22 protein-coding genes and 1 pseudogene are annotated in these 22,508 nt (G+C 35.4%); 11 read left to right on the top strand and 12 right to left on the bottom strand.

The features are described from left to right. Positions 1–3: 3 nt before the first annotated feature. The gene (gene mgtE / locus OMO38_RS17650; RefSeq protein WP_264751507.1) at positions 4–1,326 is read right to left on the bottom strand and encodes a magnesium transporter; all 1,323 of its coding nucleotides are present in this window, start codon (positions 1,324–1,326) and stop codon (positions 4–6) included. 83 nt (positions 1,327–1,409) lie between these two features. Continuing rightward, positions 1,410–1,967: a pyruvate decarboxylase gene (locus tag OMO38_RS17645; RefSeq protein ID WP_264751506.1), complete on the bottom strand. Its 558-nt coding sequence runs from the start codon at positions 1,965–1,967 to the stop codon at positions 1,410–1,412. Positions 1,968–2,139: 172 nt separating this feature from the next. On the opposite strand from OMO38_RS17645, the gene rpsO reads away from it, so the two are divergent. From rpsO to OMO38_RS17620, 5 genes are all read left to right on the top strand, one after another. After that, the gene (gene rpsO, locus OMO38_RS17640) at positions 2,140–2,409 is read left to right on the top strand and encodes a 30S ribosomal protein S15 (protein ID WP_263001145.1); all 270 of its coding nucleotides are present in this window, start codon (positions 2,140–2,142) and stop codon (positions 2,407–2,409) included. A gap of 148 nt (positions 2,410–2,557) precedes the next feature. Beyond that, positions 2,558–3,748, top strand: a complete 1,191-nt coding sequence (locus OMO38_RS17635; RefSeq protein WP_264751505.1) for an acyloxyacyl hydrolase — start codon at positions 2,558–2,560, stop codon at positions 3,746–3,748. 142 nt (positions 3,749–3,890) lie between these two features. After that, complete coding sequence (locus OMO38_RS17630) at positions 3,891–6,104, top strand: polyribonucleotide nucleotidyltransferase (RefSeq protein ID WP_264751504.1); 2,214 nt, start codon at positions 3,891–3,893, stop codon at positions 6,102–6,104. Positions 6,105–6,191: 87 nt separating this feature from the next. After that, positions 6,192–6,548, top strand: coding sequence for a hypothetical protein (locus OMO38_RS17625; RefSeq protein ID WP_264751503.1), 357 nt, complete (start codon positions 6,192–6,194; stop codon positions 6,546–6,548). Between the two features lie 485 nt (positions 6,549–7,033). After that, a complete protein-coding gene (locus OMO38_RS17620) occupies positions 7,034–7,468 on the top strand; it encodes a cold-shock protein (RefSeq protein WP_264751502.1) in 435 nt (144 codons plus the stop codon). Between the two features lie 147 nt (positions 7,469–7,615). On the opposite strand, the gene OMO38_RS17615 is transcribed toward OMO38_RS17620, so the two are convergent. The 8 genes and pseudogenes from OMO38_RS17615 to OMO38_RS17585 all read right to left on the bottom strand — a co-directional run bounded on the left by OMO38_RS17615 (position 7,616) and on the right by OMO38_RS17585 (position 14,951). Beyond that, positions 7,616–8,371: a hypothetical protein gene (locus OMO38_RS17615; RefSeq protein ID WP_264751501.1), complete on the bottom strand. Its 756-nt coding sequence runs from the start codon at positions 8,369–8,371 to the stop codon at positions 7,616–7,618. 446 nt (positions 8,372–8,817) lie between these two features. Then, positions 8,818–9,753, bottom strand: a complete 936-nt coding sequence (locus tag OMO38_RS17610; protein ID WP_264751500.1) for a nucleotide-binding protein — start codon at positions 9,751–9,753, stop codon at positions 8,818–8,820. 64 nt (positions 9,754–9,817) lie between these two features. Then, a complete protein-coding gene (locus tag OMO38_RS17605) occupies positions 9,818–10,714 on the bottom strand; it encodes an HNH endonuclease (protein WP_264751499.1) in 897 nt (298 codons plus the stop codon). Positions 10,715–10,716: 2 nt separating this feature from the next. After that, positions 10,717–11,847 carry an ATP-binding protein gene (locus OMO38_RS17600; protein WP_264751498.1) on the bottom strand — a complete coding sequence of 377 codons (1,131 nt, stop codon included), beginning with the start codon at positions 11,845–11,847 and terminating at the stop codon, positions 10,717–10,719. Positions 11,848–11,937: 90 nt separating this feature from the next. Beyond that, positions 11,938–12,738 carry a P-loop NTPase family protein gene (locus OMO38_RS17595; RefSeq protein WP_264751497.1) on the bottom strand — a complete coding sequence of 267 codons (801 nt, stop codon included), beginning with the start codon at positions 12,736–12,738 and terminating at the stop codon, positions 11,938–11,940. A gap of 68 nt (positions 12,739–12,806) precedes the next feature. Next, a pseudogene (locus OMO38_RS20350) lies at positions 12,807–12,962 on the bottom strand (RtcB family protein); the annotation flags it as partial. Positions 12,963–12,964: 2 nt separating this feature from the next. Next, positions 12,965–13,342, bottom strand: coding sequence for a hypothetical protein (locus OMO38_RS17590; RefSeq protein ID WP_264751496.1), 378 nt, complete (start codon positions 13,340–13,342; stop codon positions 12,965–12,967). 214 nt (positions 13,343–13,556) lie between these two features. Then, positions 13,557–14,951 (bottom strand): RtcB family protein, encoded by a 1,395-nt coding sequence (locus OMO38_RS17585; RefSeq protein WP_264751495.1) that lies wholly within the window; start codon positions 14,949–14,951, stop codon positions 13,557–13,559. A 719-nt stretch (positions 14,952–15,670) separates the two neighbouring features. On the opposite strand from OMO38_RS17585, the gene OMO38_RS17580 reads away from it, so the two are divergent. The 4 genes from OMO38_RS17580 (at position 15,671) to OMO38_RS17565 (ending at position 17,861) form a co-directional block, all read left to right on the top strand. Next, positions 15,671–16,003 (top strand): HopJ type III effector protein, encoded by a 333-nt coding sequence (locus OMO38_RS17580; RefSeq protein ID WP_264751494.1) that lies wholly within the window; start codon positions 15,671–15,673, stop codon positions 16,001–16,003. A gap of 45 nt (positions 16,004–16,048) precedes the next feature. Continuing rightward, the gene (locus OMO38_RS17575) at positions 16,049–16,381 is read left to right on the top strand and encodes a hypothetical protein (protein ID WP_264751493.1); all 333 of its coding nucleotides are present in this window, start codon (positions 16,049–16,051) and stop codon (positions 16,379–16,381) included. A 267-nt stretch (positions 16,382–16,648) separates the two neighbouring features. Further along, the gene (locus OMO38_RS17570) at positions 16,649–17,671 is read left to right on the top strand and encodes a helix-turn-helix transcriptional regulator (protein WP_264751492.1); all 1,023 of its coding nucleotides are present in this window, start codon (positions 16,649–16,651) and stop codon (positions 17,669–17,671) included. A gap of 58 nt (positions 17,672–17,729) precedes the next feature. Further along, positions 17,730–17,861: a hypothetical protein gene (locus tag OMO38_RS17565; protein WP_264751491.1), complete on the top strand. Its 132-nt coding sequence runs from the start codon at positions 17,730–17,732 to the stop codon at positions 17,859–17,861. 49 nt (positions 17,862–17,910) lie between these two features. On the opposite strand, the gene OMO38_RS17560 is transcribed toward OMO38_RS17565, so the two are convergent. Both OMO38_RS17560 and OMO38_RS17555 read right to left on the bottom strand, forming a co-directional pair. Continuing rightward, complete coding sequence (locus OMO38_RS17560) at positions 17,911–19,101, bottom strand: DUF1501 domain-containing protein (protein ID WP_264751490.1); 1,191 nt, start codon at positions 19,099–19,101, stop codon at positions 17,911–17,913. 22 nt (positions 19,102–19,123) lie between these two features. After that, positions 19,124–20,500, bottom strand: a complete 1,377-nt coding sequence (locus OMO38_RS17555; protein WP_264751489.1) for a DUF1800 domain-containing protein — start codon at positions 20,498–20,500, stop codon at positions 19,124–19,126. A 234-nt stretch (positions 20,501–20,734) separates the two neighbouring features. Here OMO38_RS17555 and OMO38_RS17550 point away from each other — a divergent pair, with 234 nt between their 5' ends. After that, on the top strand, positions 20,735–21,298 hold the full coding sequence (locus OMO38_RS17550) for a hypothetical protein (protein ID WP_264751488.1): 564 nt from the start codon (positions 20,735–20,737) through the stop codon (positions 21,296–21,298). Positions 21,299–21,411: 113 nt separating this feature from the next. Next, on the top strand, positions 21,412–22,467 hold the full coding sequence (locus OMO38_RS17545; RefSeq protein ID WP_264751487.1) for a glucokinase: 1,056 nt from the start codon (positions 21,412–21,414) through the stop codon (positions 22,465–22,467). Positions 22,468–22,508: the final 41 nt, after the last annotated feature.

Genomic DNA, 22,508 nt, shown 5'->3' with positions numbered 1-22,508 from the left:
AAATTACAAAAGTTTTCCGGTTAAGAAAAGTCCGGCAATCGTAAAGTAAATAATTAAACCGGTAACGTCTACCAAAGTTGCCACGAAAGGTGCAGAAGAAGTTGCAGGGTCAAGATTGAATTTTTTAAGAATAAAAGGAACCATTGATCCGGATAAAGTTCCCCAAAGTACAATCATAGCTAATGAAATTCCGGCACTTATACCGATGAAAAACCAGTAGTCACCGTAGTCAAACCAGCCCATTTCATGCCAGATCATAATTCTGAAAAAACCAATAACTCCGAGGAAAGTTCCTAAAATAAGACCTGTGACCAACTCTTTTTTCATTACAATCCACCAGTCTTTAATGGTAATTTCCTGAAGTGCCATTGCGCGGATAATCAATGTTGCAGCCTGTGAACCTGAATTTCCGCCACTTGATATAATTAGAGGAATAAAAAGTGCCAGAACAACAGCTTTTTCTATTTCATTTTCATAATAACCCATTACAGAAGCGGTAATCAACTGAAGAAAGAATAAAACAATCAGCCAAAGACCTCTTTTTTTAATCATTTCAAACCAATGCGTCTGTATATAAGGGTCATCCAAAGCTTCAACACCCCCAAATTTCTGAATATCTTCGGTGTTTTGCGATTCAATCTGATCCAGAATGTCATCGATTGTCACAATACCCACCAAAACTCCTGCGTCAGTAATGATAGGAAGTGCAGTTCTGTCGTATTTTTCAAAATAGGTTACCGCATCTTCTTTTGAAGTTGTCGTTTTGATAGCGACAAACTGATTATCGGTAAGATCTGAAACCAGAGTATCTTCTTCAACCAACAGCAAACTTCCCAGTGCCAAATCGTCGATCAGGCGGTTTCGTTCATCCACTACATACAGATGATTGATGGTTTCCACTCTTTTTCCGACTTTTTTAATTTGCTGCAGACATCTTTTTACCGTCCATTCTTTTCGGATCTGGATGTAATAAGGCGTCATCAGACGGGCAATAGAATCAGAATCGTAACCCAGAAGCTTTAAGGCAATTCTTCTTTCCTGTGGATTAAGGTGGTTGATCGAATATTTAATCAGCTCGTCCGGGAAATCTTCGAAAAGTGCAGTTCTGTCATCCGGAGTCATGGCATTCAGAATCTCTGAAACTTCGTCGCTGCCGATGCTTCTGATGGTTTCTTCCTGGAAATCCGGATCTAAATGTGAGAAAACGTCAGCTTTATAATCTTTCGGAACTTTCAGAAAAGCCAACAGCCTTTCATCAGCATGCAATTCGCTAAGTCTTTCGGCAATATCGGCTGGGTTAAAGGTAAGTTCGTCTGTATGATTCAAAACTGAATTTTTTGGATATGCAAAAATAATTCAAATTTTCAACAAATGAGAACGATCGCGTAAAATTAAGGATTTATTAAAGCTTAAAAACCTGCTTCTGAAGAGGGTTTCTGTTTTCTTAATTCTTTTAAAATGCTTTTCATCGCGCCATTGGTTCCGATCTTAATCGAATTTTCTGCAGAACCTAACAGGCGCATGTTTTTTCGGTAGGTATCATAATCAGATGCAGCAATGAAGTTTCCTTCAGCATCAAAAAGTTTCATACTGACGATAACCTGGTTTGAGAAAACATATTTTCCCAGTCCGACTTTAAAATATTTTACTTTAGGAACAATTACAAAATCAGCATCGTTGTTTTTGCTGTATTCCAGAATTGTTTTCGAATCAATGCTGTCATAAGAAACCTGTACTTCAGATCGCAGCATTTTATTTCTTCTAAATGCACTAACATTATCTGAAACTGCACTGAAGAAAGCATGGCTCGTAGGTTCTTTTATTTCCTCCAAATCGGGTTCCACCTCAGGATTGAAGTATAAGATTTTCTTGATTTTATCGTGAGTATTGGCTTTCTGTGCTTTCACAGAAGAAATACTGGTGATAAAGACAGTGGGAATCAGTATGTAAAGTAAAAATTTTTTCATCTTTTTGTCTATGCAAAATTACTGCCTTTTACTGGGATAGCATAATTTTATTAAGAAATTTTTAACATATTTTTCTATTAAATTTTATATATGGAATCGATAATGTTTTGGTGAATGCGAAAATAGTTGTAGTTTTGCACCCGTTACATAATAATCATTAAACAATATTGGAATGTACTTAACAACAGAAAAAAAGTCAGAAATTTTCGCAAAACATGGAAAATCTGCACAGGACACAGGAAGCGCTGAAGGACAGGTAGCTCTATTTACTTTTAGAATTAACCACTTATCTCAGCATTTGAAGGCTAATCGTCACGATTTCAACACAGAGAGATCTTTGGTGAAATTAGTAGGTAAGAGAAAAAGCTTATTAGATTATCTTAAGAAGAAAGATATCACAAGATACAGAGCAATTATTGCTGAACTTGGTCTAAGAAAATAATCGATCCGATTTCCAAAAATAAAAGCAACTTCGCAAGAGGTTGCTTTTTTGTTTTTCATCTGTCAATAATTGTCAATTGATAACCAAAGCTGATCTGTTTTTCTGCCAGAATATTTACATTTGCATTTTTTAAATTCTACTGAAAGATTTGAAGCACATATATTCTTACTTATTCCTGCTGGTATCCACAATGTTTTTTTGTCAGGATCTGGATACGATTCCCAAATCAAATCTGCAGGGGACGGTCAGTCTGCAGATTGGTAATTTTTTAGGAACCAATGATTATCTGAAAACACTCGATCATCGCCAGTTTGTCGGTGCATCAGCTGAACTTACTGTACAGACCGACGGAAGCAAAGAGTGGCACAAAAGATTCGGTTTGCCTTATTATGGTGGTGGAATTTTAGCACTTGATTTTCTTAAAAATAAAGATATCGGACAGCCTTTTGCTGTTTACGGAACCTTCGGTGGAACCATGAAGCGCGCTGAAACTCACTCATGGAATTATGAAACAAGCGCAGGTTTTGCATTCGGCTGGGAACCTTTTAGCCTTGAAAAAGGATATTTAAATGAGACTTCAGGTTCATCAGTCAGTATCTACATCAATCTGGGAGCCAGCTATAAATATTACTTGGGAAAACATTTTGATTTGGGTCTCGGACTTAATTTTAATCATTTCTCCAATGGCGCTCTGAAACATCCTAATAAGGGACTGAATACTTTTTCTCCCAAACTTTCTCTTACCTATAATTTTAATGAAAGACTGATCCCTAAAAAAGATACTTTATCAGCGTTTGACAAACATTCAACTTTAGATGTCAATGTTTTCGGAGGAGTGCGACATTCGATCTTTTTTGGAAAAGATGATGGTTTTGAATATTCTGATGTTAATTTAAATGAAAAATTCAGAGGTGAATATTATCAGAACTGGGGAATAGAAACCGTTTATCACAGACAGGTTACCTACAAATCTTCTTTAGGATTGGGAATTGGGCTGATGTATGACGAAGATTATAATAATAAGTTTTATCAGGACGAAACAGGGGCTATTCAGACAGCCAAAAGGTTTAAGAAAGATAATCTTTTGCTCAATATTTTTCCGTCTTACCGTCTTTCGATCTCAAAATTTGATATTCAGCTGCAACCGGGATTTTATATATTTAAAAAAGAAATAGACCGACGCTACGACAAAACTGTTTTTTACCAGAGAGTTGGATTTCAGTACACCATTGGCAGAAATCTGTTGGTGGGAATTGCTTTACGGTCATTTAAATTCCACAAAGCTGATTATATTGAATGGAGGCTGGGGTACAGAATTTTCAACAGGAAAAATCAATAGGATTTCTGTCATTTAATGAATATTTACCTGCTTAAAACTTTTAGATATTCTATTTAAAACAAAAACAGTAAATTTGCAACGAAATTTAGACGAAATATCAATAACTAAAGCGCTCAATACGGAGTGCAACACAAAACAATTTATGAGTATACCTCAAGCAATTACAGAAACGATCATTCTTGCAGACGGCAGAGAGATCACTTTAGAAACAGGAAAACTGGCAAAACAGGCTGACGGTTCTGTTGTAGTAAAAATTGGCGGAACAATGCTTTTAGCAACTGTTGTAGCCAGCAAAGAAGCAAAAGATGGTGTAGATTTCTTACCATTAACAGTAGATTACAGAGAAAAATTCTACGCAGGTGGAAAAATCCCTGGAAACTTTTTCAGAAGAGAAGCGAGACCATCTGATCAGGAAATCCTGACAATGCGTTTGGTAGACAGAGTTCTGAGACCATTATTCCCTGAAGATTTCCACGCGGAAGTTCAGGTAATGATTTCATTAATTTCTTATGACGGACAGTCAATTCCTGACGATTTAGCAGGTTTGGCAGCGTCTGCAGCAATTGCGATCACCGATATTCCTTTCAACGGACCGATGTCTGAAGTAAGAGTAGTAAGAATTGACGGAAAATTAGCAGTAAACCCTAATTTCGAAGATCTTAAACTGGCTGACCTTGACATCATGGTTGGAGCAACCAAAGATTCTATCGTAATGGTGGAAGGAGAGATGAAAGAAATCACGGAAGCAGAAATGCTTGAAGCGATTACTTTTGCTCACGAAGAAATCAAAAAACAGGTTGAAGCTCAGGAAAGACTGGCTGAAAAAGTAGGCAAATCATTCCCAAAAAGAGAATACAGCCACGAAAATCACGACGAAGCAATCCGTGAGAAAGTGTGGAAAGAAACATACGACAAAGTATACGAAGTAGCAAAAATTCCTTCTGGAAAAGAGGAGAGAGGTGAGAAATTCAAAGCTGTATTGGCTGAATTCTTAGCTCAGTATGTAGAGCATGCTGAAGAGCTTGAAAGAGTTACTCCTTTCGCTAAAGTATATTTCCACGATGTGGAAAAAGAAGCGATGCGTCAGATGATTATCAATGATAAAATCCGTCTTGACGGTCGTGATCCTCAGACTATTCGTCCGATCTGGTCTGAAATCGATTATTTACCGGGAGCTCACGGTTCTGCAATCTTTACAAGAGGTGAAACTCAGTCTTTAACGGCTGTAACTTTAGGTTCAGTAAAAGATGCAAACATGGTAGACAGCGTAATGGTAAACTATGACGAAAGATTCTTCTTACATTATAACTTCCCGCCGTTCTCAACTGGTGAAGCACGTCCTTTGAGAGGAACTTCAAGAAGAGAAGTTGGTCACGGTAACTTAGCTCAGAGAGCTTTGGCAAACATGATCCCGGAAGAAAATCCTTATACAATCCGTATCGTTTCTGATATTTTAGAATCAAACGGTTCATCTTCTATGGCAACTGTCTGTGCAGGAACTTTAGCACTGATGGATGCGGGTGTTCAGATCAAGAAACCGGTTTCAGGTATTGCAATGGGATTGGTAACTGATATTAAAACAGGAAAATTCACTGTACTTTCTGATATCTTGGGAGACGAAGATCACTTAGGTGATATGGACTTTAAAGTAACAGGAACTGCAGACGGAATCACGGCTTGCCAGATGGATATCAAAATTCAGGGTCTTTCTATGGACATTATGGAGAAAGCACTTCTTCAGGCAAGAGACGGTAGACTTCATATTCTTGATAAATTGAACGAAACAATTTCTGCTCCAAGAGAAGACGTGAAACCTCACGCTCCGAAAATGGTTATGCTTGAAATCTCTAAAGATTTCATCGGTGCTGTAATCGGACCTGGTGGAAAAATCATTCAGCAAATGCAGAAAGATACAGATACTGTGATCGCAATTGAAGAAGTTGGCGAAATCGGTAGAATTGAAATTTCCGGAGTTAGCAGAGAGAAAATCAACGAAGCGATTGCAAGAATCAACGAGATTACTTTTGTACCGACTGTAGGTGAAGTTTACCAAGGGAAAGTAGTGAAAGTAATGGATTTTGGAGCATTCGTAGCGATTGCGAAAGGTACTGAAGGATTACTTCACATCTCGGAAATCGAATGGGCGCGTCTAGACAAAGTTCCTTACAAAGAAGGTGACGAAGTTGAGGTGAAATTTATGGGTTATGATGACCGTAAAAAAATGAAACTTTCTAGAAAAGTTTTATTGCCAAGACCTGAAAGACCAACCCAGAAGCCAAGACCTGAAGGACAGGTAAATCCTGAAGGAAAAGACAGACCGGGTGAGCACAAACCATTGAACGAACCACAGGACTAATCATCCAAATATTATATAGAATCCCTCTTTTGAGGGATTTTTTTTGCTTTAAATTTAATTATCTTTAAAAACTTAAAAATTAAACAGATGATAAAACTTTTTACCCTTTCATTCATTACGCTTTCGGCATTGGGTTTTGCCCAGACTGTCAATGATGTTCCTTTAAAAGATATCGATGTAGACTACGTTCAGATCATTGGGACAGGCCGTTCGCTGAGTACCAAGGTGAATGTGGAAATTGATTTCGGGCAGGAAACCAAATCCATATCCTTTAAAAACGGAACCAATATCAAAGACGAACGTGGAAGGAATGTAAAATTCAATTCGATGATGGATGCGCTGAACTTTATGTCTGCCAACGGATACAGTTTTCAGTTTGCCTATACCACGAATAATGAAAAGGATGAGGCGGTGTATTATATTTTAAAGAAGAAAGATAAATAATGCTGTGAAGAATATGTGGCTCCGGGTTTTGCTTGAGAAATAAACTGAAATTCAATTATTTAAATAATAGTCTTCAAAATCCGTGGAATTGTCGTATATTTGCATTATAATTAAGAAGAAGGTTTCTGCTTTTCTCAAACTTTTACAGTTTAGAATACTCTTTATCCCTCAGTTTTCTTTATTCTGACTGCCGTCTTTTCACTTTTATTTCTTCTAAATGAATAGCTGTGCCGGCAAAATGAATCACCTCAACTGAAATACGCAGGACGCCTTTCTACTTCTTTTCAGGAAGAGAAAATGATGAAATCATCAATCAACTTTCTGGTAACGATCATAAATTCTAAACAATTTATTATCTGAATGCAGCGGAATCATTAGAAGAATTCAACAGAAATCTTTTTATGATGGTAAACAATACCCTTTGACCAAATGATGATAAATCATTAAATTAAAATTCAAGAATAACAATTAATATACAATAATATATGGCGGATTCTTTCTCAAAAAAAGAAAACTTTAAGAAAAAATTACAGAAGCAAAAGGAAAAAGCGATACGTCGCGAAGACCGAAAAAACAGCAATGACAAGGGTAAAAGTCTTGATGACATGATCATGTACGTAGATGCAAACGGTCAGTTGACAAGTACACCTCCGGATAACTCTAATACAGAGGCTATCAGTTTGGATAACATTCAGTTGGGTGCAGCACCTATTCAGGAGGAAGATCCAATCAAATCTGGTATCGTTACATTTTTCAGCGATAAAGGATACGGATTTATCACAGAAGATAATTCTAAAGAAAATGTATTCTTCCACAGCAACAACTGTGTAGATATCATTAAGAAAGGGAACAAAGTATCTTTCGAAAAAGAAAGATCACCTAAAGGTTTCTCTGCAATCAATATTAAAATCATCAGATAGTTTTACACTATACATAAAAACGAAACCGCTTCAGCAATGAGGCGGTTTTTCTGTTTTGGTGGATTTCTGTTTTACCTTAAAATGATCAACCCAGTTTCGGATTGAGAATTTTTATTTAAAGTAATTGAAAATCATTTGTCCATAATTTTAATTCGGGCTTAACAGTGAGATGTTGAGAGATGCATCTGAAACCGTTGCTGGTGAACCGTCTGAATACATGTAGAGTCTCATTAAATCACCCTGATTGAAATACGCAATTCTGGTGTAAAGCATCGTCCATCTTCCGCTTCCGGGATTGGTCTGCCATACTCCGTCGGGAATATCTGAATTGACAGTGTTGACCGCCTGATAAACGTTTCTTGAACTGCTGCCATCTGTAAGTCTTATGGTAGACTTAATGATATAAGTTCCGCTTACCGGTGCTGCATACGTGTTGTTAGCGGCATTCCAAACACCGCCACCGACGTTTTTAACAACTGCAGGAAGTGGAACAGTAACGAAAGTGGAAGTTCCCGCTGTAAAATTTGTGGTGGCGCCGGCTCCTGTACCCAGAGTTGCGGTGAACACTGTAGTTCCTGCTTTCGGTTCGAGAGATTTCCAGACTGTACCGTCAAAATAATAGTATCCGAGCGTTGTGATTTGTACGGTAGACGCAACAGTGCCACCTGCAATATTGGTAATATACACAATGGCTCCCGTCTGAGCAGCGCTGTATACAGATGCTTTTGCATTAAGCTGTGCTCTTGTCAGGCGTGGCGCAATTAATCCGTCGGGTTTTGTGTTATCTGCCGGAATTCCTCTTACATCCAGGGTTATTTGTGGATCAGCAGTATTGATTCCCACGTTCTGCGAAAAGTATAGACCACAGATGAAAATACTTAAGAATAATAATTTTTGTTTCATTTCACTTCATTAAAATAGTAGGGTGCAAAAGTACGAAAAGCGTTTGTAAACGATTGCATCAGGTTAAATTGTTTATATTAAGCCGTTTTGATCTTTAAGAAATTGCATTTAAAACCGATTTAAGTAAAGAATTATTATTTACAATTATGTGTTTTGAGAGTTGGGATTTCTCCGTTTTACCATTCTGCAAGGTCTGTCTTGATCTCTGACTGCTCTTTTTATATTTCTTTGTGTTGGATTATTGTTTTGGGAGGTGAGAACATTGTTTTGGGAATTGAGAGTGTATATTTAGAAGCTAAATTTAATTGGTAATTCGACTGTGAAATTATTTTGAATTTGAATTCGTCATATTGACCCACAAAATAAAACCCTGACGTTGAGGTCAAGGTTTTGATTTGTTTGAGTGGGCACGAGCGGGACGCTCGCGCCAGCAGGGGGAAATTTTATTATTGAATTTTATTAAAATCAATCTTATAGCCACTTTCTTTTAATTCTTTCATTAAATCAAACTTCCAACTTCCTGTGTAAGATATATATACTACTCCGGAAACATCACCCGGTGTTTCAACATTTCCTTTTACAATTGCAGCAACATTTTTCCTTCCAATTTTTCCAATTAAATAACCGTGTTCAAATACAACATTTTGCCGTGCTCTATCTTTTAAATCATTTTCACTTCCTTTTTTTGAGCCAACATCGCAGGGTGTGTATAGGATTATTCCAAAACCTACATCAGTCATCGATTCTATTTTTTCAATTATAGTTTTGCCACCACTAGCCTGTTCATGAAGTATTATTGCTTCAATATTTTGTTTTTCAATTAGTCTAGCAACTTCATTTTTGAGACCATCATCATGACCGTGAACAATGAAAACTTTATCCATAGTATATGTTTTTTTTGCATCTTTGGTTTTTTGAAATGCTTTTTTTTCTTCAGGTTTAAGTTTGTTTTCTTCTATTGATTCTTCAACTACAGCGATGTGTTGCTTATCAAAATTTAACATCAAGAGGCTTTCTAGGATATCACTATAATTTTTGCGAGTAGAAACATTACTTATAAAACTAGAGATTATTTGTACAATTAAATATTGAAATTCTGGTTGATCATTTAGTGCATTTAAATATACTGCTAATGTATCTTCCGCATGCCATGGATCTTGATCTGTTCCTAGGGTAATTACACGACACTGTTTCTTAATTCGTTCAAATATTCCTTTCCATTGTTCATATGCTCCGAGTTTACTTAAAAGAATTTTAAATTCTCTGCCTACTAAGTATTTTTGAATATTGTGCTTTTTTAAATCAGAGTATAATATTTCATATTTCGGATGAATCTCTGTATTAATTTCAGCATAATCTGAATCCCAATAATTTCTTGCCATATTAAAATCTATTTAGTATTTTATTTCTTTCTCTTTGCTTCATTTTTAACATTATTCTTTTCACTTATTTTAGAAGTTCATCAATAATATCTTTTTTGAACTTTGAGAAAGGTCGTTTATGATAATCTTCTTCTTTAATTTCTGTACCGAAAATGATTCTATATGCCTCTTCTTTAGATATTGATAATTCGTGGGAGAATGTTTTGTTTAATAAAATATCTAAATAATTTTGAGAGTACTTATAACGCAATTCTAGTAAGTCTTTTAGTTCTCGATTGGATTGCGCTTCATATATCATATCAATTTTATTAAATTCTATCGTCCTTTTGGCTTTTTCACTGGTTGATTTAACGATTGCTCTAGGTTGCTTTATAGAAGTAAGAGAATAGCTAAAGGCAAACATTGCAGTTTTATCATTTAGATATGGATGATTAATATTTACTAAAGCATTTTCCCAACCTCCAGCAGGAGCTTTATTATGTTTAATATGATTACAAGAATGACAACTAGGAATTAAGTTGTAAAAACTTAATGCAAGAATAGGAAAGGACTCTTTTGGAAACCAATGGTCAAGTTCTGCTCGCGCATTGTTAATTTTATCAAAATCTAAAGTATAGTTTCGATTACAATATACACAGGTATCAATTTCTAAAAGATTTAAAAATTCTTTATTTGGAAAATTTTCATAACCAGTTTGAATAAAGAAGCTTTTAATAAGCTTTAATTCATGGCTAGACATCCATTTCTTTACAAATTCCTTATTTATTTCAAGTAATCTTTCTGGCTTAGCACTAATCAATTCATCTTTATATTTATTTAAGAAATACAGGAATTCTGTACTAAGTTTTTTTTGAGTTTTTTCTCTGAAAATATATCCTTTTTTTATAGTATCATCGAATACTTTACTAACTTTTTGATTATGAAATTCAATTGCTTGTTTTGTTGGATTTATATTTATCATAATTATCTTTGAATGGTTACTCCTAGTTCCTGAGCTTTTCTAATCAACTCTTCTATTTCCTTTTCCTTGTTATATTCTTCAGGAAATTTCTCGAAATACATATCTTCTAATTTATATTTAAGAATAGGTTCATCAATTATATTAATAATTTTTTTTGCTTCTATCTTATCTGTTATTAGACTACTTTCATCATCATTTAAATATTTAATAACATGGTCAATTTTCTCTTTTGCAAAATCTCCGATTAGACCATCTTTTATAAAAAAGCTATCTGCAAGCAAGTCTGTTATGTTGGCACCAAAAGAGTTTGTGGGCTTTTCAATTTCGGATAAAATTTCGGTAGTAACTTCGTGTTTTTTTAAATAAACTACATTGTTGTTCGGAATATCTGAGAGAGTTAAAGGATCGTGTGTTGCAAAGATTATCTGGATATTTTTAATTTTATCTGTAACGGAGTTTATTAAAAGGGGTAAAGTTGTTGTTAAAGCATTGATGTATCTCTTTTTCCATTCTGGATGAAATCCTAAGTCAGCTTCATCTAGTAAAAAAATACAATTTTCATTATATTGATGATCTCCAAATGCTTTTAAATAATCATATATAGAAGAATATAAGTCGATCAGAGCTTTTTCTCCTGTTGACAACTTTTTTGTCGATCTAATTTCTAAAATATCTCGGCTTTTATTAGGAAGAGAATCAGTTAATTCTTCTTTAAGAAATTCATATGTTTTGATAAATCTATTAAAATCTTCTAAGTCTAACTTCTGAATATCTATTTCAAGTCCGCCTTCAATTTTCTTGGTGCATTCTTGATCTAAAAGTTGATCTAATTGCGTATGAAAATCAAATATATTTCTAAAAATAAGTATATGCTTTTTTATCGTTTTATTGATACTATCTATTCTGAATTCACCAGGGAAAGTACCATCTCTTAAACTAATATTGTCCGTTAATTCTTTTAATAAAATTTCAGAATCTTCAATATATAATTCACTTTTTTCTTTTCTTAATGCTCGATAGAAGAATTGACTTGTTTGAATTATATATTTATTGAAAAAATGATGCAATTTGTCTGTGAAGTTTTCTGCTTCTAAAATTTTATTAAAATCATATGCTCCATTATCATTATTCATTGCAAAAGTATCATTGATAACTAAGAATGATAAAATATTTATTTCTAGATTCTTCTTAAAATTTTTTCCATCATGTAAAAGATGTGAAGATTACTCAGGGGTTTTATATGTATTCCAAACAGTTTTTAATTCTTCTTGTAAACCTTCTTGTTTATTAAAAAAATCCTCGACTGCTTTTTCATTTTCAAAATAAAACCCTTGATTCTCGGTTAGGTGCATTAATTCATTTCTAGCTCTGTAAAAGCTATTTCCTATTGTAGTTTGTATATAAACCTTTTCAAAATCATCTTTGTAGAGTTGGTTTGCTTTGATTTTTAATTTTTCATAAAAGGGAAAATGCTCATATGATTTTTTTAGATTTTCAACCAGTTCTGTGTTCTTCAGAAAAAATAAATGTCTTTGAAGGTTTTGAAGATAGAATGTAGAAATTGAATCGCTGTAATGATATATTAAACTTATTGGTGAATTGATGTCCGTTAAATCATAATCAATAACAGGAGAATAATAAATTGTTTCGATTTCATTTCTTTTGATTTTAGCAATTTCATCAACTTCAAATTTTTCAGAGAAATAACAATAGCTATCTTCTGATAAATTTTCAAAAATAAAAATAGTATCAAACACTCTATCCTGTCTATCATAAGGTGAGAATATTTTATTTAGATTTCTGAAAACACTTGTTTTTCCGGCTCCATTTTCTCCTACAATTGCTGATATTAATGATATATTATTATCCCAAAAGTTTTCGATGTGATTTGTGTTTGGGACTCTGCTAACTTCATACTTATTATCTCGCTTGTGTTTCACATCGTAAATGTATTTTCCTCCAAGATTTAGTAGAGATTCAGGAAATAAAAAATGTTCTTTTGTGTAGATTGCTACAAGTCTCATGATTTTTTGTTTTTCCCAAATATATGATTTCTAAATAAAAAAGATTACGGCACCCCGTAATCTTCTAATTATTTCACAAACTTCTTCTTCCACGGCGCATTCTTCTGCACATCACCTGCCATAATACATCCGTAAGGCAAAACTTCATCTGGCACTTTGCACAAGCTGTATTCTTCAATTTGGGCTCTGACGTTTTTGGCGCTTTTGTAGGCGGTTGGTAATTCGATTAATTAGAATCAAATTTTTCACAATAAGTTTTCAGATCAAGATAAATTTTCTCAGCTTCTTTATCTCCTTCTTTCGCCAGTTTTTTTATATGCTCATAATAAGCGATGGATTGTCTGTTTAAACTTTCTCCTAAAATAAGCTCCGTATCTACAAAATTCTCAAGGAGAGGTTTTAGTCTGGAAGTTATAGCAGCCAGCTGTTCAAAATCTTCAGGTGTTTTATCTGGCTTGTTTTTAAAATCTTCTAAAAATTTAAAAACAATCTGCAGGTTTTGTTTGATCATTTCAAAAGATTCAGGAGAAATCCCTCTTATGGTCTGAAGGTTTTTATGGAATTTTTCTTCGAAATCTTTGGTAAACTTATCTTCAAAATTCATATCCGTGTTTTTTTGTTTGAAAGTAAATTTAGAAATTTATTTTGAACACGAATTAAAATATCAATGGTAAGTTTTTCTCTTTGCTGTGTTTTAATTTAAATTTTATAATTATCTTTCCGTAGGAATTTCTGCACAAAAAATTAAATATTTGCTTAGATTCCAACGGAATGACAAACTTTGTGAAGATTTTTAAAATAAGATATTGAGCAAAAACCTAAGCTTTTCTAAACTTCTTCTTCCTCTTCCACGGCGCATTCTTCTGCACATCACCTGCCATAATACATCCGTAAGGCATCACTTCATCCTGCACTTCACACAAACCGTATTCTTCAATTTGGGCTCTGACGTTTTTGGCGCTTTTGTAGGCGGTTGGTAATTCGGAGATGTCGATGTCGTTGGTGAAGAAACGGATGTCTAAACCTGCGGTTTCTTCAGCGAAAACTTCTTCAATGGTTTTGTGAGCCAGTGATTTTTTATGCTGCGTTCTGCTGAAATTTCTTCTGGCGCCGTGGGGTGCAAAACCTAAGTTTCTCTCATTGGTTTTGCCCTGAACGATCAAAACAGGCTCTGCCATATTCAGCGGGATCAGTCTTGGTCCTGTGATGTCGGGCATAAATTTATCGTCCAGAGGCGTCGCTCCTTTTGCGTGGTAAAATAAATCTCCGTCTTTGAACACGAAGTTGTGTTCGTTCCAGTATCTGTTTTGTTTTTCGGTATTCAGTTTCTCCAATATGGCATTATGAATGGCTTCGTGGTTTTCCTTTGTCCATGCTCTGATCAGCTGCAATGCTTCCCAGTAGGATTGTCCTTCCTCAGTTTCGTAGGGAATCCATGCGTTTTCCTTCAGGGTTTCAGGGGAGATTTCCATTCTGAAACGGTTGGCCACTTTCATTCCTTTATCGTACAGCGCGGCGCCCGGAGCTCTTGAACCGTGATGGGTGACCATCATTGTGTTTCCGGTGTTTTTGGAGGTTCCTACAAAAAGGAAATGGTTTCCGTCTCCCTGAGTTCCCATGTGCGAACGGGCAATGCTGATGAGTCTTTCGTCATTTAAGAAGAAATTTTCTCTGAAAGCATCCATCAGTTCCTGAGACATGGGCATCTGTTCGCCTCTCGGTCTTCCGCCGTATCCGAAATGGGTAATTGAATGGGCAGCATCTAAAACTTCTTTGGGATCAGCCTTTCCAAAGTCGGTCAGCATCACCGAACAGCAGATATCTGCAGAGTGAAATCCGGGATGAATTGCATTTTTCGCTACGACCACTCCGCCAACGGGAATATGTCCTTCAGGACCAGTCGGGCAGGCATCGGGCATAATGGCTCCGCTGATTAGGGTGGGCGTTTTCATAAGCACTTTCATCGTGTTGATGACTTTTTCTACATTGTCGGTTTCATTCTCATGTTCAGGACGGATGTTGATGATAAAATCTTTCGGCTCTGCATGCAGAGGAATCGGATCCGGAGCTCTGAACTGTTCAAGATATATTTTCATCTCTTCTTCACCGAGATGGTTTTCATTAATATGTTGGATAGCTTCGTTGAACCATTTCGATGGTCTGAAACCTAATTCGATTAAGTGATTTCCGTTGATGGTGTTGAATGTGTTCATGTGTTTGTTATTTGATAGTGCAAAGTAATTGGGTAATTGCGCAATGTTTTTGCGTAGGTGAAATTTATTTTGATTATTTTTGGAATGTTTTTACCACGAAAGTTTTTAACACATCAGTCACATGAGTTTTTAGTTTAAATGATTGAGGATATTTTTAGAGCACATAAGTTTTTAAAAAATCGAAGATTTTTTTTTAAACCGCAAAAGAGACAAAAGATTTAGCTGGGTAATAAGATTTTCAGAAGGTGGCAAAATGAAGGTTCATAATTTATTAGAAAGATTTTTGCGGATAATTTTTACCACAAAAATCATAAAGGTTTTGCGATGTGCTTTGTAAGGTGTAATGAGATATGTTGATAAGAGCAAAAAAGATTGATAATTATTTGTTCTTTGAAGAATATCAAGAAGTTTAGTAAAAAAAAAATTAAAAGAATTTGCCCTTTCTTCGACAGGCTCAGGATGATATGGGAGGAAAAATTGTTTAAAATTTAATCAAAATCACTCCCTTTAGGGTAGGGGCAAATGATTTTGATTAAATTTTTGGGTGAGATTATTAATTTTCTACTATACGGATATAACACCATGTAAGTTTAAAAAAAATCTTTGATTTTTTTTCTGATGTGATCTAAAATATTTTCAAAGTATTTAACTTCAGGATTCTAATGTGTTAAAAATAAATTTGTAAGTTTCACTAATTATAATATTAAAAAATAAAAAATATGTTATTCGAACAATTAGAAAAATCGGCGGAGAAGATTCAGTTTAATGATGTGATTGCGTTTATTGATGAGCATTATGATTTTACTCCTACAAAATTTACGAATGGAAATACGGTGAATGAGGCGGGGCAGAATAATGGTTCGTGTAAAGTGTTCAGTTTTGCAAAGCTGAATGATTTGCCGAAAGAAGATACGCTTTCGCTTTTCGGTGCTTTTTACAGGGAAGATGTTTTAGAAAATCCTGAAAGAACGGATCATCAGAACATCAGGAACTTTATTGAGTACGGCTGGGATGGGATTTCTTTTGAAGGGAAGGCGTTGGAGAGAAAGTAGATTTAAATTTTGCATCTGTCCACAGAGTCAACTAAAAAATCAATCATGCAATACAGAAAGGAAAAAACGGTTTGTAATGGGAACTTTAAACTTATTACAGATTTAAATGAATTCAGAATGTCTTTATGGATTAACGGTTTCGGACTGGAAAACGCATTTACAGGTGAGGAAATTATTCCTGTGATTACGATTTTTAATCTTGATGATATTGAAGAGATTGACGGAGAAGTTTTGAAGATCAGGTTCAGAATTTATCCGGATGGCTCGACATATTATGCAGTAGAAATACATCCATTTTTGAAAAGCTTTATGTATGAAGGTGAAACGTATTCTACGGATGTTTTTTTTAAGACGATTACGGGGGAAGAGTGGGAATAGTGAATGGTGTGGGAATAATTTTGTGGAATGATTCGAGTGAAACCACCCCGTCAAAAAATCGGAGATTTTTCGCCACCAGTGCCTCAATATTATTTATTTTTAAAATGATTCGGCGAATCTCGTTCCTCGATTTCCAGTGGAGGGGAATTGTCACGCGCCTTTATTTTAATCTAAATTTTAAACTCAATTATAATTTTAACTTCAGCCTTAATTCAAATCTATTTTCAGCCTCAACCTCAGCCTTAACCTTAATCTTAACCTCACATCATGTCATCCAATAAAAACGCTCTTATCCGTTACAAAACTTTAGATAAATGTCTAAAGAATAAGTATAAAAAGTATACGCTGGAAGATCTCATGGACGAATGTTCTGAGGCTTTGTTTGAGTTTGAAGGGAAAGAATCTTTTGTGAGTAAACGGACGGTGCAGCTCGATCTGCAGAATATGCGGAGTGAAAAGTTTGGGTATGAAGCGCCGATTGAAGTTTATGAAAGGAAATATTACCGTTACAGCGATCAGGATTACAGTATCCATCAGATTTCTGTGAATGAAAATGATCTCAAGGCGATGAATAATGCGGTGCAGATTTTAAAGCAGTTTAAAGATTTTTCGATGTTTAAGGAGATGAATGGCGTGATTCAGAAACTGGAAGATTCTATTCATTCGACCAGTCAGAAATCGATTATTCATTTAGATAAAAATGAGCAGCTGAAAGGTTTGGAGCATATCGATATTCTGTATGAAAGCATTTTAAATAAGAAGGTTCTAAAAATTTGCTACAAAAGTTTTAAGGCAGGAGAATCGAATATTATCGTTGTACACCCACAATTGCTGAAGGAATATAATAACCGATGGTTTTTGATTTGCTGGCACAAAAAAGCGATTTATAATCTGGCTTTAGACCGGATGGAAGAAATTGAAATCGATGACACTACAGAGTATATCGACAAAGATTTTGATGCAGACCGTTATTTTGGAGAAGTGATCGGCGCAACGGTTTCTGAAACACAACGGCCACAGAATGTTATCTTCATGGTAAGTGCACAGCATGCGCCCTACGTGAAAACCAAGCCTTTCCATCATTCTCAGGAGATTGTGAGTGAAGACGAAAACGGAACAACTTTTAAAATCTGTGTGCAGCTGAATTTTGAACTTGAAAGAATGATTCTAGGAATGGGTGAGTTTCTGACTGTGCTTGCACCCCGAAAACTGAAACAGCGGATTGCTAAAAGTATTAGAATTGCTTACTCCAATTATCAGGATCTAAATTCAGAGATGAAAGAATCATAATTATCTGTCACAGTAAAATTGGCTTGAAACTTGTAATTGTTTTTGAAATAAAATTATTATGAAATCAAGAATATTGAAAGCGGTACTTGCAATGGTAGTTCCTATCGTCATTGAATATGTTATTAAAAAATTTACAGACAAGAAACAAGAAGTAAAGGATGTGAATAAACAAATTCCTTCACCTCACTAATAATTAACCAATTATAACCTTAGCCTCGCAAATTATTTGTGAGGCTTTTTTATACGAAATCATAAACTCCATTTTTCCAGCCTAAAACTTTTGATGAGTCGGCGTTGAGCCATTTTTTAAGGATCGTTGCGTAGACTTTTCTGAAATCTTCGGTATAAATTAGATCACCGTCTTTCAGGTTTTGCAAGTCCGGCAGAGCGTTGAGGATTCCTTTCTTTTTTAATCCGCCACTGATGAAAAACATTTGGTTGGCGGTTCCGTGGTCAGTTCCTTTGCTGGCATTCTGTGCGACACGACGGCCGAATTCAGAAAAAGTCATAAGGAGAATATCATTAAATAATCCATTATCTTTCATATCAGCCACGAAAGATTTTACAGCATCATTGATTTCACCAAACAGTTTCTGCTGTCTTTCGTTCTGGTTGACGTGGGTATCAAAACTTCCGATGGAAAGATAGTAAACCTGTGTGTTGATATCAGATTTAATCAGGGAAGCTACGGTTTTGAAATCTTTTCCCAGTTTAGAATTTGGATATTCCTGACTGGTTTTCTTTGATTTACTTTTTTCAAAAATGTAGTCTGCATTATTGATGGTTGAACCCAATGTTTTATACAGATATGAAACAGTTTCGTCGTCGTGGTGATGGTCGCTTTCATACAGTGATTTAAAGTATTTCTCCTGACTTGTCTGATACAGTTTTTTAGGATCTTTAAACGCAAATGCTTTGTTGTTTTGTCCTTTTAAAGCTAAACTCAGCATATCGTCAACTTCAAGTGCCTGCGTGGGATGTTCGCATTTGTAACATTCTTCATCCAAAAATCTTCCGAGCCAGCCGGTTTCCAGAAACTCGTCACTTTTACTTGCAGAATGCCAGATATCCATGCTTCGGAAATGGGATTTGTCGGGATTTGGATAACCCACGTTATTCATCAGCGAAAGTTCACCACTGTCAAACAGTTCTTTGAAATAGGATAGGGCAGGGTTGATTCCTGTTTCGTCATTTAACTGTAATGAATCATTAATAGCAATGTTGTTTCTTTCTTTAAAATAAATATCGTTTTTTGTCGGGATGATGGTGTTTAAACCGTCATTTCCACCAGTAAACTGAAGGACGATCAGTATTTTCTGATTTGGGTTTAAAGCATTATCTAACGTCATCGGCTGCAGAAAATTCGGGATGAATAATGATGCCGTTGCCAATGAACTGATCTTTAAAAATTCTCTTCTTTTGATGATCATAGTGATTTTGTTTAAAGTTTTATTACATCAATTGGTATTCGGGTGTTGACATCAGATTGATGACGTTCATTTTGATACTCTGATCTGAAAATTGTCTGACGGTATTTATATCTAAAGATTCTGGATTGACAATCAGGTAATCTTCTGCTTTTTTCTGGGATAATGCTTTATCCACTTTCGTCCAGTCTATGGTAATGTTTGGGCTTTTAAAGCTCTTGTTTAAAGCTTCGCGGGATTTCATTCCCATGTCCATATCATCGTCTTCTCTTGCTGAATATTCCATTGGCCGTAATCCTGACCAGATTTGTGGAATCTGTAAACGCAACATTAAAGTGGAGCTGTCGATCCAGGATTTTCCGTTGGGCCAGCCTGATACATTGGGTGGAAAGAGCAACATCTGTCCCAAAAGTTTTTGGTAAACGGTAATGTTTTCAGGGTTTTGAATTTCCATTGGCAGCATTCTCATCATGCCGGCAAAGAGTTCTGTGGGCGACTTTATTCTGTTGCCGATATTTTTTGTGTCATAAAACCAGGAGCTTGAAAAAATTTCAGTCATCAGTTTCTTAATGTCGTAGCCTGACTGATAAAAGTTTTCGCTGAGGTTTTTAATGATTTTTAAATCCGGTTTTTCATTGACGAAAAAAGTGTAGATTTTTGTGGTAATAAATTCTGCTGTAGCCTTTTGTTCCAGAATAATATTTAAAACATCATCACCTGTGAAATTTCCGGTTTTTCCGAGAAAAGTTTTTGTATCTGTGTCATGAAGTTTTTTTCTTTCATTGAAAATTCCTTCTTTGTCATACCCCCAGCCTGTGAAAGCTCTTGCAGCTTCGCGAATATCTGTTTCGGTATAATTTCCACGGCCCATTGTAAAAAGTTCCATCACTTCGCGGGCAAAATTTTCGTTGGGATGATCTTTTTTGTTCTGTTGGTTATTCAGAAAACTGAGCATTGCGGGAGAACGGCTGACTTCAAACAGCAAATCTTTAAAATTACCTAAAGATTTTTCCCGAATCACATTCAGAAGCTGTTGGTTAAATTTTGGATTGTTGATTCTGGTAGCAAAGTGGCCATGCCAGAAAAACGCCATTTTCTCACGTAACTGTTCTTTGCTTTCCGTCATTCGTTTAAGAAAGTTAAGATTCAATTCTGTGTTTTGTTGCTGACTGACTTTTTGAATTTCCCTCTTCTGTTCGGCTGTAGCTTTTGGATCTGTGTATTCAATGGGCTCGATGTCGGCAGTCTGATATTGGATGGGAGTAAAAGTTTCTTCGTTAAAAAGTTCTTTCAGGATAAGCTTTGAATCCATATTTTTCAAGTCATCCATCCGGTTAATATCCGGTCCGAAGCCTGCGCGCCAGAGAAGGTGTTTGTTTTTTAACAGTGTAGATGAATCCATAATTCTGATTTATTTTGTGATAAAAGAAAAGGTGTATAATTACTAAACAAATTCCAATTGCTCTTTATTGTCTGTCGTCATGTAAAGTTAAACAACTATTTAAATATTTTAAAATTTAATCTGTTGATTTTCATTAATTTGTGAAAATTTTAAGGATTGCTGTTAACAGGTGTGAATTATTTTGGCATGATTTTTACATATCACCATTCAGTAAAATTTAAAAAAATCAATGTTATGAAAATGATTAAGAAAACAATATTAGGAGCAGGAATTTTAACAGCAGGTTTGTTAAGTGCACAGAGTGCAAGCATGAACAACATGATTAAAGTGGGAGCTACAGCAGGTATTGCAGTTCCGGCGGATAACCTTTCTGCAGCAGTAGGTGTAGATGTAGCGTATCAAAATCTAATTACTCCGGGATTTGGATTGGGTATTGCAACAGGGTATACCCATTATTTTGCAAAAGATAATAACGGATATGACAATAACGACGTTGGTGTAGTTCCTGTAGCAGCACTCATCAGAATTTATCCTAAGCAGACCGGTTTTTATTTCGGAGCTGACCTTGGATACGGATTTTTGGTAGGTGATGACAGAGTAGCCACGAATTCTACTGTAAACAGACCAGATGGAGGTTTTTACTTGAAGCCGGAGATCGGATATCACAATAGAGACTGGAATTTCTTCCTACAATATCAGAAAGTATTTTCAGGAAGTAATGGAGATGTAGCAGGTCAGGACTACAATGTGGGAAGCATTGGTGCCGGATTTTCTTACAACATTGCTTTAGGAAAATAATTAAAACAATTATAATCAGTTATAAGCCAAACCTTTTCGAAATTTTGAAAAGGTTTTGTTTTACCTAGCGAGAAATACCAAAACAATTATTATATTTGATAAAATTAGCGATTATGAACTTAAATCCAAAATTTCCACTTTTTTTACCAGGAGTAAAAAACAGCAGTAACGATAATGTTTCGATCATTGGTGCCAACCTACGTGAAGATGTTACTACGATCGCTTATTATGTCTCAGGTAATGGTGGAATTGAAACTAAAATTCAAAAAAATTATCCTACTAAAGAATATTCTGCATTTTCTGAAATTCTTACCCAATTTATTCAGGATGAGCAGTTAGAAAACGTTCAGCGTTTGGGAGTATCTGTTCCGGGACCCGTTTTAAATGGTAGAAGTAACCCTGCAAGATTGGGATGGAGTTTAGATGTTGAAGAATATAAAAATACATTTGGTTTCGAAGAAGTGACGATGTTGAATGACCAGGAAGCTTCGGCTTACGGTATTGCACTTCTTGCAGACAGTGATTTGGATGCTATATACAGCAGCGGTCATCTGGAAAAAGGAAACGTAGCGATTTTGGCTCCAGGAAACGGTTTGGGTGAGGCAGGATATTTCTTTGACGGAAAATATCTAAGACCTTTTGCAACAGAAGGCGGTCACTCAGAATTTTCTCCAAGAACGAATGTAGAAGTAGAGTTTTACCAGTTTTTAAATAATATCTACGGAATTGTAAGCTGGGAAAATGTTTTATCTAAAACAGGATTATTTAATATATACAGATTCTTAAGAGACGTTAAAAGACATCCGGAACCGGAATGGCTATCTGAAAGACTGACTAATGCCAACGGAAATTTCACAGAAGAAATTTTCAAAGCTGCCGTTGAAGAAAACGTAATGATCTGCAAAATTGCATTAGATACATTTTTGGAGTTTTTAGCAAGAGAGGCAAACAACCTCACTCTAAAGCTGAAAGCAACCGGAGGTTTATTGATTACCGGAGATATTCCGCATATCATTAAGCAGTATATTGACAAAGAAAAATTCTATGAGAAATTTAAGATCAGCGATAAGATGGAAGATATGTTGAAAAACATTCCGATTTATCTGATCAATACAGACACCACCAGTATAGATGGTGCCGCACTTTACGCCGCTTATTATAAAGACTAAAAAATACAGCTCCGAAGAAATTCGGAGTTTTTTTTGGATGA

Origin of the sequence: Chryseobacterium kimseyorum (assembly GCF_025971945.1) — a bacterium.
In the GTDB taxonomy this organism is placed as follows: domain Bacteria; phylum Bacteroidota; class Bacteroidia; order Flavobacteriales; family Weeksellaceae; genus Chryseobacterium; species Chryseobacterium kimseyorum.
Note: the sequence above shows the minus strand (reverse complement) of the source record. Positions and strands in the feature narration are given on the sequence as shown.